Origin of the sequence: Bacteroides graminisolvens (assembly GCF_963666085.1) — a bacterium.
Classification (GTDB): domain Bacteria; phylum Bacteroidota; class Bacteroidia; order Bacteroidales; family Bacteroidaceae; genus Bacteroides; species Bacteroides graminisolvens.
Map to the genome: position 1 here is coordinate 513,246 of NZ_OY762556.1, position 16,546 is coordinate 529,791.

General features: G+C 38.9%; 9 protein-coding genes and 1 pseudogene. All 10 read right to left on the reverse strand.

From position 1 onward, the window contains the following. Positions 1-3: 3 nt before the first annotated feature. The 10 genes and pseudogenes from ACKPCE_RS02135 to ACKPCE_RS02180 all read right to left on the reverse strand — a co-directional run bounded on the left by ACKPCE_RS02135 (position 4) and on the right by ACKPCE_RS02180 (position 16,534). A complete protein-coding gene (locus tag ACKPCE_RS02135) occupies positions 4-3,333 on the reverse strand; it encodes a SusC/RagA family TonB-linked outer membrane protein (protein WP_319504026.1) in 3,330 nt (1,109 codons plus the stop codon). A gap of 398 nt (positions 3,334-3,731) precedes the next feature. Then, the gene (locus ACKPCE_RS02140) at positions 3,732-5,720 is read right to left on the reverse strand and encodes a DUF4954 family protein (RefSeq protein WP_308764485.1); all 1,989 of its coding nucleotides are present in this window, start codon (positions 5,718-5,720) and stop codon (positions 3,732-3,734) included. After that, positions 5,717-6,964 (reverse strand): GTPase HflX, encoded by a 1,248-nt coding sequence (hflX, locus tag ACKPCE_RS02145; protein ID WP_024995847.1) that lies wholly within the window; start codon positions 6,962-6,964, stop codon positions 5,717-5,719. Before hflX ends, ACKPCE_RS02140 begins: the two co-directional genes overlap by 4 nt. 136 nt (positions 6,965-7,100) lie before the next feature. After that, positions 7,101-8,771: a SusD/RagB family nutrient-binding outer membrane lipoprotein gene (locus tag ACKPCE_RS02150; protein ID WP_319504027.1), complete on the reverse strand. Its 1,671-nt coding sequence runs from the start codon at positions 8,769-8,771 to the stop codon at positions 7,101-7,103. Positions 8,772-8,789: 18 nt separating this feature from the next. Further along, positions 8,790-10,784, reverse strand: a complete 1,995-nt coding sequence (locus tag ACKPCE_RS02155; RefSeq protein ID WP_319504028.1) for a SusC/RagA family TonB-linked outer membrane protein — start codon at positions 10,782-10,784, stop codon at positions 8,790-8,792. Between the two features lie 197 nt (positions 10,785-10,981). Then, on the reverse strand, positions 10,982-11,956 hold the full coding sequence (locus ACKPCE_RS02160) for a carboxypeptidase-like regulatory domain-containing protein (protein ID WP_319504029.1): 975 nt from the start codon (positions 11,954-11,956) through the stop codon (positions 10,982-10,984). A 537-nt stretch (positions 11,957-12,493) separates the two neighbouring features. Next, the gene (locus tag ACKPCE_RS02165) at positions 12,494-12,868 is read right to left on the reverse strand and encodes a hypothetical protein (RefSeq protein ID WP_319504030.1); all 375 of its coding nucleotides are present in this window, start codon (positions 12,866-12,868) and stop codon (positions 12,494-12,496) included. A 216-nt stretch (positions 12,869-13,084) separates the two neighbouring features. After that, positions 13,085-13,513, reverse strand: a complete 429-nt coding sequence (locus ACKPCE_RS02170; RefSeq protein WP_407654943.1) for a group II intron maturase-specific domain-containing protein — start codon at positions 13,511-13,513, stop codon at positions 13,085-13,087. A 12-nt stretch (positions 13,514-13,525) separates the two neighbouring features. Next, positions 13,526-14,487, reverse strand: a pseudogene (gene ltrA, locus ACKPCE_RS02175) (group II intron reverse transcriptase/maturase). A 565-nt stretch (positions 14,488-15,052) separates the two neighbouring features. Next, positions 15,053-16,534, reverse strand: a complete 1,482-nt coding sequence (locus ACKPCE_RS02180; protein WP_319504031.1) for a RagB/SusD family nutrient uptake outer membrane protein — start codon at positions 16,532-16,534, stop codon at positions 15,053-15,055. Positions 16,535-16,546: the final 12 nt, after the last annotated feature.

The following is a 16,546-nucleotide window of genomic DNA, read 5'->3' on the forward strand; positions in this document are numbered from 1 at the left end:
ATTTTAAAGTCCTAGTCTAAGTGTTAAAGTAAATTGCTTAGGTACAGGAGAAGCTACACCTCCCGTATTGAAAAACTCAGGATCTTGCCCATTCAATTTTTTATCTGCATAAATCAGAAAAAGATTAGTCGCCTGAAGCTTTAACGATACATTGTTTAACTTCCATGGTTTAATCCATTTATGAGGAAAATCATAAGCCAAAGAAATCTCTTTCATACGAATAAAATCACCATCGGCAACTCGAGCAGTAGAATAATTATAAGCGTTGTACGCATAATTCAATTGCGTATCTTGTTGATTCATCCATCTGTCAGCAATAACCGGTATATTGGTCTTCTCTTCTTCACCAGGTAAAGTCCATCTGTTTTTGAATTCTTTGGGCATTGCGTTTAAATCATCGTATTCATTCTTGAAAACTGGATCTAGCCTAACTACGTTTCCAAAAGAATAAGTTATAAAAAAATTCAGTTTAAAGCCTTTGTACCCAAAAATATTGCCAAAACTACCTGTCATTGTAGGATCAGTTGGTCCTTCATATACTAAGTAATCCTTCTTCAGCCTTTCTTGAAAATTAAGATCACTAGTTGTCAAGTCTCCATTCTCATTAATAAATGTAGGTAGACCATATTTATTCAACCCTTGAAAATCAATAGAAAAAAGTGAGCGTACAGGATATCCTTCCATTGCAAATCCAGTACCTGAAATCAAATCAATTATACGACTATCTGACTGCAGGTCAGTAACTTTGTTTTTTGAATGAGAAAATATGAAATCAGAGTTCCATGTGAAATCATCTGTTTTAATATTTTTAGTTGACAAAGTAAGCTCAATACCATGAGATTTCATGCTGGCAACATTCGCAAATTTTGTTGTCTGCCCACCTACTCCTAATGTATTAATTTGTCCTATCAGATCATAATTATTACGCGTATACCAGTCCGCGGCAACATTTATTCGATTATTAAGAAAACCAATTTCAGCGCCAATATTCAATTCGTGCTTTTTCTCATAAGTCAGTTCACTATTCTCTAAATCTTTGATTTGCAGCCCAGATTCTTTAACAGAAGAAAAAGGTCGCCATGGGTTATAACTTTCAATCACAGCCAAAGAGTTAGTAACATTATTAGGGCCTCTGTCTGCAGTCAATGAATAAGAGGCTTTAAGAGTTAAGTTTGAAATAGTAGATTTTACACTTTCCCAGAATTTTTCCTCGTGCGCATTCCAAGCGCCCGAAATATTCCAAGTTGGCAACCAACGAGCACTTGTTGATTTACCTAATTTATTTGTCCCCTCGTAACGAGCAGTTCCATTGATTGTGTAACGCCCTTTATAAGAATAAGTTACCGTACTAAAAAAAGCAGCTGATCGCAGTCTGGTATCCGATACTGTATAATATTGTCCGTTCTCTTCATTTCCTTGTTTGAAAAACAAATAGCTGTAAGCAGGTAACATGCCCATTTCATACTGCATACCAACCCCATTAAACCATTTTTGAGTTCTATCCGTTGAGTTCAACTCCATACCGCCAAACATATTAAAAATATGATCTTCTTTAAAAACATCATTATAACTAAATGTTGCACGGAAATCCCAACTCCTCATATCATATTTTGTTTCCTTGTAAAATCCGCCGACAGGCAAAACACTTACAGGCAAAGAATTGGCGACATCTGGGTCTGTATATAACCATGGGTTTGCATCTCTCATTGTAGCGTCATCCATGGCTCTATATGCCCATGCTTGGTTAGATTCATCTTTCACATAGTGGGATTGCGAAGTTGACGAATATTTATATGCACCTAAGGCAGACAACTCCAGTTTAGTAAAAGGCCTGAATTTTAATTCACCTTGAAACTTTGTATCCAACACATTCAGATCCATATAATTATTGGCCAACTCATTCACAATATTAAACGGCGCATAATTACGAACATAATAAGCCTTCGGATCAAGTGTTCGTGATGTATTTAACGCATAAGAATAAGGGTTAATATCAAAATCACGTTTTACTTCTCCGCTCACAACATCCACACTTGACCCCAATGTTCCGGGAGCCTTTTGTTTACGATAAGAAGCATTTGATATTAAATTCAAATCCACTTTCTTTGATATATGATACAAAGCATTTATATTTCCAGTAAAACGTTGCACATTACTTTGTTGGCTCCATCCCGGATCATCCATAAAACTAATTGATGTATAGTATGAGGCCTTTTCTGTGCCAGTAGACAAACTAATTGCATGATTTTGAGAGATACTATTTGTAAACAGTTCATCAAACCAATCAGTATTCCTATATTCCGCCTCCCGCAAATAATTATTTCTTGCAGTTTCTGTATTTTGCAATGCATATCCCCCGGTAGCCGGATTATAATCATTGATCAAATGATACATTTTGCCATATACACCACTATCAGCTGCGCGATAAGTTCCGGCCAAAGTTAAATAGCCGGCTGCTTCCATCTCTTTATAAATACCCATTTGTTCTTGTGAGTTCATTATATTGAAATTACTATAACTGGGTTTCATACGCATAGTAAATTCACCAGTATAACTAATGCGATTAGTTCCGGCCTTTCCTTTTTTTGTCGTAATAACAATCACACCAGCCATAGCACGAGCACCGTAAATAGAAGTAGCGGATCCATCTTTTAAAATTTGAAAACTTTCTATATCATCGGCATTTAAACCTGCAACAGCAGAAGAGATAAGTGTTTCCGCATTTCCGGAAGAAAGATCATCCGCATCAACTTCTGTCACATCTTCCATAATGACCCCATCAACAACCCAAAGTGGTTTTGAACTACCATAAATTGATGTTGCACCACGAACTCGTATTTTAGGAGCAGTACCAAAAGTCCCCGATACATTCTGCACAGATACACCCGAGGCACGACCTTCCAAAGCACGGCTGATTTCAGGCAAACCATCCATTTTCACATTACTAGCATCCAATTTACTAGTAGCGCCGGTAAAGAGACGTTTATCCATCTTTTGCATACCAGTTACCACTACTTCGTCAAGCATCTTGGTATCAGCTTTCATTCTTACTCTGATGACACCAGGCTTTATTGCAACCTCCTGTTTCTGCATTCCGATATAAGAAACTTGCAATATTTTTGCACCTTGGGGGTAGGTTGTAAAACTAAAATTTCCATCAACATCAGTAATAGTACCTAGAGTAGTCCCCTTTATTAAAACCGTAGCTCCGATCACCGGTTCTCCATCATCCTCTGAAACAACAACTCCTGTTATCTTCGTTGAATTCTGAGCAATCGTTAAGCCTATGCCCATGAGTAGGCAAACTAAAGACAAAAACAATCTTTTTTTCATAAAAACAGTTTAAATTTAGAAAAATAAGTCTATATTTCACAAGTGCAAATATATACATATTAAATAAATAAAACCATGAATAGCATAATTTTATCAATAAAATATCGTTTTTAAAAGACAAAATTCAAATAAAAGCATAATAAAACATCAATATACCAATAAATACCAGTTTCACAGATGCAAATAAATTAAAAGAAAAGCCAAAAGAGGAGACAATAGACATAAGTAAGTAAAAAGGAACAGAAAAACCAATTAGTAGAGAAATACGCTATTTTATCCCGTTTTATAACAAAGAATAGTTCTGTGCAAAAGGCATAAAAAAACCTATAAATAAAAGAGAAATAACTATAATTCTCTTTTATTTATAGGTAAAAACCAAGTCGGAACACTTATAACAGTTACGCCAACTTTCCTATTCGATTAATGAGTTCATTGCCCAATGCCGTTTTCTCATCAATGTGTTTGAGCACAGCTGTAACAAACGGATTACTTTCAAAATCACCGCGAACCTGCTCAAAGTCGAGCTTGCGTTCATCCTGAGTTCCGTCGGCACCAAAACCTGTCATGGAAGAAAGCGAGAACTCCTTGCGGGCATCATCATACACCATGCGGTCTAGACCTATAACAGACTCCTTCCACACCTCCACAATCCGAATCACATCTGCAGCCGTAATTGTTTCCGTGTCAAATCCATAAAACTCTTGTATTTTGTTATATGCCCATGTCCACTCATACGTATAATAGTTCCTGTGCATATCTTCAAAGCGCGCATTGATTTCTTTCAGCGTGTTGACTCTGCCACATTCAATGTCACACAACAACTTATCAATTTCACTTTTGGGAGCAATTAAACCCGATACATCCACCCACTCACCCAGTCCGATTTCCGTGTCGGGTTTCAAGCGTTGTCTTATTTCCTCGTTATTAAGGAAGTTAAGCCCTTCGAGACGTTTGATGATGGAGTTTCCCAAAAATTTGTGTATGGCAATCTCGTAATATTTGATACCACCATTCAAGGATGAATTCTTTATTTTCGCACTTTGATACGAGTAGAGTTCTGATGTTTCACCCGACACCCTTTTCAGATCCTTCAATACCGAACGGCCTTTGAACATCTTTTGAATGGTATACGGGCTAAGCAAATTATAATTAATGCAATCCAACTTATTAGCATCCTTTCGTTTGTCACGTTTAGGCCATTTCTGCGCATCGCGAATCGTGCCCACACTTCGGAGGTTAACACCCGGCACCAGGTACGTGGTATTTCCCTGTTCTATCAGGTAAGAAAAGGGAAGATTCGATGTATCGGAATGATTCACGTGGCGCCCCATTACAAGCGAGAACGCTCCTACCTTTGCCGGCCACAAGATGTAAGAATCCGACGTTGTTTTAGCTCCACGCTCCATCGTTCCCTGATGAATCGGTCCCAGTTTATACATGTGATTACTCTGGTTAGAACCCGAACCCGCATTCATAAACGAGAACATACCCGCAATGAGCAAGGTCGATTTATGATGAGTAACGGTAAACGGCCCGGCAAAAATGGCACATGCCTCTCCGTTCTCTCCTTGACAATTACTGAAGAACAGAGAATCCGAAGCAGAATAATTGTGTCCAAGCTGACAAGCCTGTCCCACGAAACAACGGCTTAACATGGTACCGTCATCTACATGAGAACCGGAAGATATGATAAAATCCTCGCAAATCACTCCGTAGCCAATGTGCACCGGCGCCATCTCATTGCTATTGATACTACCGTTTTCCAGCCGGCACGTACCCTCTATGCGGCAACAATCGCCCACCTTCACATTCTTTACTGATCCCGTATTAAGAATCATTACCCGGTTACCGATATACCCTCTATCTGATGCATGCTTGTTTGAATAATGATCCGTAATCTGCCTCATGCGGTTAACCAATTCGGGACGGTGTCGATACAAAGCCATTACATAAGCCTGATGAGCCGACAACTTATCATTAATAAGCACCTCACGCCCTCCTGTTTCATTGAGAACGGCAACTTCCACGCCATTCCCAAACTTCGAAACTTTGTCGACCACAATGATATCAACATTCTCGATAAATGCATCATCGCCAATATCATAATTGGCAATGTAATTCTGAATATTTTCAATGCAACAGTTATCACCCACAGTTACATTGTGGAGAGTCACATGCCTAAGTCCCGCATGTTTTTTAATGCCTCCGGGCAGTGAGAAACAAGAGCGAAAAATGCCTAGTTTCACTAAACCCGAGAAGCGGGTATGGTGTACGTGTTTCGTATCAAACCCCTCTGACACCTCAATATCCCCCCAATTGTCGGCCACACACGACTGACTTTTCAACTGAAGCACCTCATCTTCAGTCAGCTTCCGATAAATTTTCATTCTATTTCCTCATCTTTATCATACGTCTGATAAAGAAAATCGTTATACGGAAAACGTTGCACGTGCAGAGCTTTCACTCTGTTATAAACTACACTCTTGAACTCCTCCATATTGACTTTCTCGCGAGCAGAGATAAAAAGACAATTATCTTCCATCTTCGCCATCCACGTATTCATTAGTTCTTCGAGTGTTAAGTTATCTTTGGTTCTGGGGGTAAGGTCGTCGGGAGCTTTCTCCACGTACGTATAAGCATCAATCTTGTTAAATATAAGAATGCACGGTTTCCCGGCACCGCCAATATCAGCAAGTGTTTTGTTCACAATTTCAATTTGTTCTTCAAAGCCCGGGTGAGAAATGTCTACCACGTGCAGCAATAAATCAGCTTCACGCACCTCGTCCAAAGTCGATTTGAACGATTCAACCAAGTCTGTTGGCAGTTTGCGTATGAATCCTACCGTATCTGAGAGCAAGAAGGGCAAATTTTCAATAATCACCTTTCGCACAGTTGTGTCCAGCGTCGCAAAAAGTTTATTCTCAGCAAACACATCGCTCTTCGAAAGTAAATTCATCAAGGTAGACTTACCCACATTGGTATATCCAACCAATGCTACACGAATCATACTGCCACGGTTCTTGCGTTGCGTAGCCTTTTGCTTATCAATATCTGCCAGCTGACCTTTGAGGAGAGACATACGGCCTAGAATGATACGACGGTCCATTTCGAGCTGCGTTTCACCCGGTCCGCGAAGCCCCACAGAACCACCCTTTCCGCCACCTGAACCGCCTCCCTGCCTTTCAAGGTGCGTCCACAAACGAGTCAAACGTGGCAACATATACTTGTATTGCGCCAGTTCCACTTGTGTTTTGGCATGAGCCGTTTGAGCACGCATGGCAAAAATATCCAGAATCAGAGAAGTACGGTCTAATATTTTCACCTGCAATTCTCCTTCAATATTTCTAATCTGTTTAGCAGAAAGTTCATCATCAAAGATGACCATTCCCACTTCATTTTCAGTCACATAGTCTTTAATCTCCTGAAGCTTTCCCTTTCCTACATACGTTACCGAGTTGGCCATATCAAGGCGCTGAGTAAACTTCTTCACCACATCCGCTCCGGCTGTCTCAGCCAGAAATGCCAGTTCATCGAGATATTCATTCGTTTTCCGCTCATCCTGGCTTTGCGTGATTAATGCAACCAATACGGCGGTCTCGGCCTGTGCTTCGGAAATTACAAATTCTTTCATATATACTACCCAATCTTTTTTTATTAATGGGAGCAAATATAGTTATTTTTAGAGATATGTTTACTAAATATATAAATAAACAAACGGAGATACCCTAAAGGATACCTCCGTTATTTTATTCTATAGTTTAAAACTCTTATTTATTTGCCGGATGCGGATTGGTAGTGGTACGAGCATCCCAAAACATTTTGGTATAATAGTTATTGGTACCATCAGTCAATTTTGCCACAGCTGCATTAAAGCTCTCGCCGTTCAGCGTACTTTCATTTGTAGGATACTTCACGCGTGAAATGATATCACCCTTTACGTCAGAAAGCGGAGAGAACGTCAACGCTGACTCTTCTAGTATTTTCTTAGTTACAGGATCTATCTTAGTAGCTACAATAACAGATTTCTGTCCGGGCTTGAGCAACTGAGTAGGATAACCAGTACGACGATATTCTACCCAAGCTTCTGTTCCGTTCATATATAAATCAATGTATTTCTGGAGCGCTACGGTTTCAGCGTTTACATTCTTGCTAACTTCAGTAACGTAAGCATCGAGGTCGCTAGGTACACTTTCTCCGGCTAAGTCACTCCAGTATTCAACAGAAGCTTTAACGCCAGCCTTGTATTCAGCCTCAGAGAAACCTTTGTATTCCGAAATGATAAACATCAATTCAGCATACGTCATCAACGGAACAGGGAAATTATCTTTAAGTACTACCGGTTGAGCTGCATAAATATTAGGAGCAATATTACGGAAATCAGAATTCATATCAGCACTTGCAATTCCGTAAGGAACTCCAATGTAGTAATCACCATTCTTATAATATTTGTTGCCAACCAAAGTTGAATCATTTTCGGCATCAACAGTCCTGGGTCCACCTGTATAAATAGCAATACGAGGGTCCTGAACGCCTGCCCAAGGATGAGATTTCACATTTAGCGTATCAGCCTGTCCTTTCAAGATATCCATAAAAGGACGTGATATCGTGAAGTCATTTCTGGCGTCAATATAAAAGCCTTCATAGAATTTACTATATTCAGGAGCCGTAGAAGAATAATGGTACAAAGCATTATCGCTATTACTTTCAAATACACCGCTCGCCAATGCTTCAGCAATATATGTTTTCCAGTTAGGATCTACTTTAGAGGTATGCAACGCCAAACGGCACTTCAATGAATTAGCAAATTTTTTCCACTTAGCTGAGCTACCGCTAAAAATCATGTCACCGCTATTAAATGCTTTCTTCGACACATCAATCATCGCAGCAGCCTCGGTCAACTCCTTAATCAAATCAGCATAGATTACTTTTGCGTCATCATATTTAGGATAATAAAGACCATCTTTCAACTGTCCTGCTTCTGAATAAGGAATACTTCCCCAAGTATCTACCATGACACTATACAACCACGCCTTCAAAATTCTGGCGGCAGCGATTTGATTCTGATTGGCACCATAAAGAGCAGATACGTTTGCCGTAGACTCATCCGTGTTCAATTTGATCACCTCATCTAAGTCGGCAATCAACGTATAAAGCACATTAAAATAGCTGTTATTTACACTTTCGCGAATCTGATATCTATCTTCTTCTGTGTAATTACGTTGAGCCCAATACTGGCTGTACACCAAACATTGACGACCGCTGAACCAGTTGTCGTATACATAATCCATTATTTTCTTTTCAGTGCCACTCATCAACATGTGTGAAGGCACCTCATCGGGGTTATTGCCATCTACGTTGGTAACTTGCAAATCTTCACACGAAGAAACGATTAAAGACAATGCAGCTACAACAAAGAATTTATATATTTTTTTTCTCATAATGTAATCTCCTATAAATTAAAATTTCACACTTACGTTGAACCCGAAACTTGCAACTCCAGGTAACGCAGCACCTTCAATACCCTGAACATTACCGGATCCTGTTACGATTGCTTCCGGATCAAAGTGTTTGGTATCAGGTCCCCACACAGCTAAGTTACGTCCGTAAGCAGCCAAGCGAAGAGACTTAATGAATGCACTTTTACTCATTGGGAATGAATAGCCTACATTGATTTCGCGTAATTTAATGTAATCTGACTTGAACACATTCTGTGCTGCAGGTCCCGAATAGTGACTTTCACCGTAAGTCTGTCCACTAATCTTCACAGTATTCTTACTACCATCTTCCTGCACACCATCAAGAATAATACCGTCTTCACGAATATTATTGGCTGCAGATTCTTCGAGCATACCAGAGTACATACCCCACATATAAGAAGTAGAGAAGAATTTACCACCTTTTGAGAAATCAAGCAAAACGCCCAAATCAAAATTCTTATATTTGAAGGTATTAGTCCAACCACCTGTAAAATCAGGATAAATACTTCCCAATTTCTCATTTCCATTGGTTGCTGCATAGTTACCTTCTTCATCAATAACCTTGTTACCATTTTCATCATAAACGAAATTAGTACCCATGATTACACCATAAGCTTCATTCACTCTAGCACCAACTTCTACCTTGAAAGGAGCATTAGCCAAACGATAATAGTCAACACCATCTAAAAGTTCCTTCACTTTATTTTTATTAGATGCTAAAGTCAAAGAAGTGCTCCATTCAAAATCAGCCAGCTTAAGCGGAGTAGCATGGAAAGCCAATTCAATACCTTTATTTTCAATCAAACCCGCATTGATTACTCTTGTTAAGTAACCCGTTGAACCCGATACGCTTAAAGGAATAATCTGATTCTTGGTTTTAGCATAGTAATAAGTAGCTTCAAAGCCTAAGCGATTATTTAAAAAGTTCATTTCCAAACCTACCTCAAAAGAGCTTGTTCTTTCGGGCTTCAAATCAGCATTCTTCAACTCGGTACTCATAATGTAACCCGGTGTAGAAGAGTCAACATTGGTATATTGAGTATAAGTATCTATAATTCTATAAGGATCGGTGTCATTTCCTACTTCAGCATAACCCAACCTGATTTTACCAAAGTTCAACCATTCAAAATCCTCTTTTAGTAGTTCTGAAAATATAAAGCTACCGGTCACAGAAGGATAGATATAAGAGTTGTTACCATCGGGTAATGCAGATGACCAGTCATTTCTTAATGACCCTTCCAAATACATCATGCTCTTCCAACCCACGCTCACATTACCAAATAATGAATTGGTTGCTTTCTTTTCACGTTTATTCTCTGAAGTCGGAGATGAAATAGAATTTTTCAAGTTGTAAAAGTCAGCAATAGCCAATCCGCCAACCGTTTCCCCAAAAACATATTCATAGTTACGCTTCATGAGGTTGGCACCTGCATTGGCAGTAACAGAATAGTCCCCAAAAGATTTATTGAACATCAACATAAATTCATTGTTCAATTCATATTGCTGGCGAGAAATCTCTTTGTATTTTGATTGCTCCTGAGAGTAAACTGCATTTCTTTCAAATTGCTTATCAACAAAGAAATCCAAATTTACCTTGTACTGCGCTTTCAGATAATCAGTAATCTGATAACTAGCACCTACGTTACCGTAAACACGATTACGCGTATCATTCTGATAATTTTTGTATCTACTCCAATATGGGTTATTGCTATAAGCAGGTGTAGGATCATTCCATCCTGAACGATTCCATGTAGCCTGAGTTCCATCGGGCATAATATACATATCCTTTAGCTCTGTCATATCCAGTTCACGATGCCCCCATTGCACAAACTTCTGCATGACGTTATTGTCAGCATAACCTGTTTCCGAACGTCCTTTGGCTGCTGAGTTGAAGTAAGTCAAGTTAGTAAATACTTCCAGCTTTTTATCGGCACTTACGGTTGATGCAGAAATATTGAACACGTTTTTCTTCATCGAACTGTTAGGCATATACCCTTTCAAATCTGTATTGGTATATGACAAACGAACTGAAGCTCTATCAGTAGCTTGAGTGATAGAGATACTATTAGCGAATGAAACACCTGTTTCAAAGAAATCTTCTATATCATGTTTCGGTGCTTGCCAAATCGATGTTGTTGGATCACCAACTTTGCCCCCTGCTTCCCATTTTGCTAAATCATACCAACTAAGAACTGATTGCCCTTCGTATTTAGTCCCCAGCTCTCATCTGTTGCATAATCAGGATAATTATAGGCTTTACCGTTTATTGTAACTTGTTTGAATTTGGATCCGTAACCACCACCATACAACTTCTGCATTTGGGGCAATTTGTTGACTACTTCAAATCCTACAGAAGAACTGAATGTAACTCCATAACCTTCACCCTTTTTGCCTTTTTTGGTTGTAATCATGATTACACCGTTACTAGCACGAGAGCCATAAAGAGCCGAAGCATTAGCACCTTTCAGCACAGATAAGCTCTCTATGTCGTCAGGATTGATATCTTGAATCAAGTTTCCGTAATCATAACCACCCGCACCTCTTTGTGTATCAGCAGAGTTATAGTCACCTCCCTCAATAGGTACACCGTCAATTATAAATAAGGGTTGGTTATTACCAGATAGCGAGCTTACACCACGGATTAACACCTTTGATGATCCTCCCATATTTCCGGAACCGCCCGCTATTTGCAAACCAGCCACTTTACCTTGCAAAGCGTTGACAGGATTGCTCACGCCACCGCGTGATTTCAGCAACTCGTCACCTTTTACTTCAGAAACGGAGTAGCCCAATGACTTTTTCTCGCGACTGATGCCCAATGCAGTTACAACCACTTCATCGAGCGCTTTAGCATCATTTTTCAAAATAATCTTCACAGAAGGTTTAATAGCAACCTCTTGCGATTGCATGCCAATGTACGACACCTGCAACACCTTTGCAGAAGCCGGTACACTAGACAACGTAAAATTACCATCGATGTCTGTTATGGTACCCACAGTGGTCCCCTTAACCAAAACAGACGCTCCAACTACCGGCAGCCCATCTTCCTCTGAAGTAACGTTACCAGTTACCCGTTGCGTTTGGGCTGTTACCAGACCAATACCTACAAAAAGGCAGGTCAATAACAACATTAGTTTTCTTTTCATAAATTCTCTCTTAAATTTAACCTTTAAAAACAATTACTACTCTCTAACATTTTGCAAAACTATAAATAAAATATTCATCTGCAAACTTTTGATAACAAAAATACGATTTAAATAGCAAAATGATTCAAATTAACAATAAAAGCCCCACATAAAATCAAATAAAAAGCTAATATTGCCAACAAATAAGCGAGCATAAAAACAAATATTAAACGAATAAATATGTATAATAAGTACTATAAAAAGTAATATATAACTAATATACGATTAATTATAATCATACCGTCAATCAAATAATATGTTAATTTTACCTTTAATGATAATAGATAAACATGTATGAGGCATATCAATCGCATAAATCCAAAATATACATTAAATACTACTTTGTAATATCTAGGGGAAATTACCGCTATGCAACAGTGGCGGAGGATTAAATATACAAAAAGCAATGAGCCCGGCACAAACCGGACTCATTGCATATGGAGAATTCATAACGCTAACTTTCAGGAAGCAATATACCTTGAGACATCCTTTATAAAATTAGTCTTCAGGAATACTCGGTTCGCTAGGCAAATCAGTATGCCCTCCACCACCACTATTTTCTTTCTGAGTAATACCTGTTACAATTAATGTCAGTTCATCGCCATTATAGTATCTAGCATAGTACTTGAACTTTACTACAGTATTTTTAGGGGCCGAAATTGTTATAGACCTTGCAGTCATATTCTCAAATGTGAAGTTAGATGTTAGCGGTGTCCACTGATAAAAAACCGCTTCTATAGCCGGTTCATAACGCATCGTTTTAAACGAATTATCATAAAGCATACAATTATCAATAGTATATACTTCATGATTCTGCGCATTACACAGTAAGCTCAACACCAAAAAGAATGGTAAAAATAAGAATGATTTCATAATTCAATAATTTAAGATTTATAATTGCGAAGATAAACATTTTTTGTTAATGCCAAAACAAATCAGTTTTTCTGTACCTAAATCTACCTCAAAAATATCTAGTTTCAGAAACAATACGGTAACAAATCAAGTAGGAGAAAATTAAAGTAGTTTTCTCCTACTTTAACTTTCGACCTCTCACACCACCGTACGTGCCGTTCGGCATACGGCGGTTCTTTATTTACGATGCAACCTCATATAAATGTTCATAATTCTAGGATAACCCGCAGCATCAAGTCTTTTATCAGTAAATGCAGCGGTGAGTATGCGGCTGTTTGATATTCTCCAATAGCCAAGGCGAGTATTTGCCCACCTCCATGAGTTATATCTAGAGATACCACACTTCATGAGATTCACACCTCGGGTTCTCACACGTTTCCAACTCTTCCATATATACATTCGTAGCCGTCTATGATACCATTGGTCGGTTGAGACTATAAATGATTTCATATCGGCCAATCTGTAATATGTAACCCACCCACGGATATACTCAGTAAGGCGAGACTTAAGCCATTTATACCCTTTCCCATTACTGCGATTGGTTATCTGTTTCAAGGTTCGTTTGAACTTATCTCGACTGGTGGAGTGAGCACAAAGACCACACATGCTATCTCTCCTTCAGTAAAACGAATAACCCAGATACTTCTTCCCTGACAAAGAGCCTGTGATAGTTTTCTCTTTATTGACTTGCAAGAATAATTTCTTTTCCACAAAGTCGCAAACACTATCTCGAACACGTTCGGTGGCACGTTTACTCTTAACCATGATTAAACAATCGTCTGCATAGCGCACAAATGGGTGACCTCGCTGCTCCAACTCCTTATCCAGTTCATTCAAGAGTATGTTACTTAGGATTGGACTTGAAGGACCGCCTTGAGGTACACCTTCTTTGCTTCTTCAAACGTTTGCCTTACCATAACACCCGCATTGAGGTATTTGTGTATCAAAGAGACAACACGACCATCTTTAATCGTGCGTGAAATTACCTCGATCAGTTTGCTATGGTTCACCGTGTCGAAGAAACGCTCCAAATCAAGGTTTACACAATAATGGCAACCATTATCCGCATATTCTTGGATTCTTTTCAGAGCATCATGGGCGCTGCGATTAGGACGAAAGCCAAAGCTATTGTCACTGAACTGGGATTCATAGATGGGGATGAGGATTTGGCTTATCGCTTGTTGGAGGAAGCGGTCTACTACGTTGGGTATACCGAGTTGGCGCTTCTTTCCGTTATCCTTAGGTATCTCTACCCTACGAACAGGACTTGGTCGGTATTTACCCGACAGGACACTGGCTAACAATTCATCTTTATGGAGTTTAAGGTATGGTAACAGTTCGCTCGTCTCCATCTTATCGACACCTCCTGCACCTCCGTTGCATACAACTTGACGATAAGCTTCGTTTAGATTGTCACTACTTAGGAGTTGCTCCAACAAATTGGTAGTACTTGGTTGCACTTCCACAAGGTTTTCACCTATTATCTCCAGAAAAGTCTGCGCTCCTTCATACCTTTCCGATTCCGTCCTATCTATCCGAAGGTAGCCAACTTGAGTTGTTTTCTGCATTTCTTCTTTCATAAGTAATAATGTAATAGTACTTGTTTAAAGTAAAGTGCGGTCCTTCACAGAGTTGTCGAATACATCCTTTCTCTGTTACTATGACTTCTGCTGACTTCTCATAGTTCGTTGTTACTACTTCACTCATCAGAGTGTCGTCTATAAGATCTCCCCAGTTAAGAATGTATTCTTTCCATCTTATACCCGCTTGATTTACTTTGAGTGTTCCCAATAGCTATTGGACTTTGATTTGTTTTGCAATCTTATCCACACTCTTAAGCCTTTATATCAAGTTTCTGTACGTCAGGCCAGATATTTGCCGCCGACTTCCTCCAGATTCCATCTCACAATGGACACCCTTGTCTTTAGCTATACGCTTGCCGCTATTAGGCTGCGTTAGGGATTTACACCCATTAGAATATACACATGCTGGGCGAACAAAGAATTACCCAAGAATGCATTAAGCAATGCAAACTTGGGTAACCTTTACTATTTTTTATTAAAACAGCCCGTTAAGCAATCTCTCAATAGTATGTTAAGTGATTGAATAATAGTTTAAAATTTCCGACCAAACGGATGACTCCATTTAGGGATTTTGTTCAGTAATCTCAGAGTTTGCATTTAGTTCCTTATCAGGAATTAAATAAATCATTCTGTAATCATTAGCTCCAGCTGTTTTTAAAACAGTGGGCCTATGGTTAATGCCTTGAGTTCTATCTAAAGGTTCTGCTCTTCTTTTCATATCAAGCAAGCGACGACCTTCACCCCACATTTCTATTCTTTTTTGAAGCTTAATTTCATCTAACAAAGCATCGCCAGATACCGTAACACTATATTGAGGATCGCGAGTCAGCATTATTGAGCTCAATTTAGCTTTGGCGCCGCTTTCATCTCCAGCCATAAATAACGCCTCTGCCTCCAAAAAATACATTTCACCAGTACGTAAATAAATGTAGTCAGAACTAAACACATCTCCACCTTGCGAACCTACATCTATAAATTTCTTTTGAACATAGGCTGAGTATTTATACAATGCATTTGATTCAGCTAGATCTACTCCAAACCATTTTTTACGAATATCGGTATCACTAATTTTATCATACAAATCACTTGCTATCATTTTATAATTTCCTAAATCACCTCCGTAACCTGGACTATAAGGATCCATATGGCTCATAAATGAAGCATAGAAAGTATTTGATTCAGAATCAATATCTGCCCCCCACAGAACTTCACTTAGATTTATATTATTGAGTCCAGATAACAATTCAGTACTATTCATAAGCGTGCCACCAGCAATAGCAAGTTCAGCATATTGCGCAACTTTCTGCCATTGATTGGGCTCATCGCTGACAAAAGCTAATACATTTGCATATATAGCTGCAGCCGCAAACTCATTCAACTCACTTTTCTTAGCAATTCCTTTGCCTTTTAAATAATTGTATCCTTTATCAATATCTGATAAGATCTGAGCATAAACATCGCTTACAGAACACCTCTCAAGACGTGTTTGATCTTCAGTATAAAGAGGTATACCTAACTTATCTTTATTCCATTGATAAGGCTGCTGAAACATATTAACCAGCCAAAAATAAGCATAAGCCCTCACGGTATAACTCTGACCCAACATGTATTCAATCTCCGTAGAAATAGATTCTCCTTCCTTCGGTTTTAGAGAAGATATAACAGTATTTGCGCCACTGATTACGGCATACAACTGCTGCCAAGTCTGAGTCGGTCTACGATATCCAGAGCCTCTATTATCCCAATTGTAATCATAGACAAAAAAATGAGAGTTATAGTAGGCCATGTCGCTTCCCATTAAATCAGTAGCAAGTTCAATTGCCTTCAGCCCAAAATCATCATGACTAGCCCCTGATTCAGGATCAAAGAGATTACGGTAATAACCGGTTATATATGCTTGAATTTTTGTAGGATCATTTTTCAGTAATTCCTGAACTTGTTCTTCAGAGGCATTCTGGGTAGGTTCTTTATCTAAAAAATCACCCGAACAAGAACTTATAAACAGCGCAGCAAAGAATGCCATGAATATTTTATTGTACCTCATATCTATTTAAAA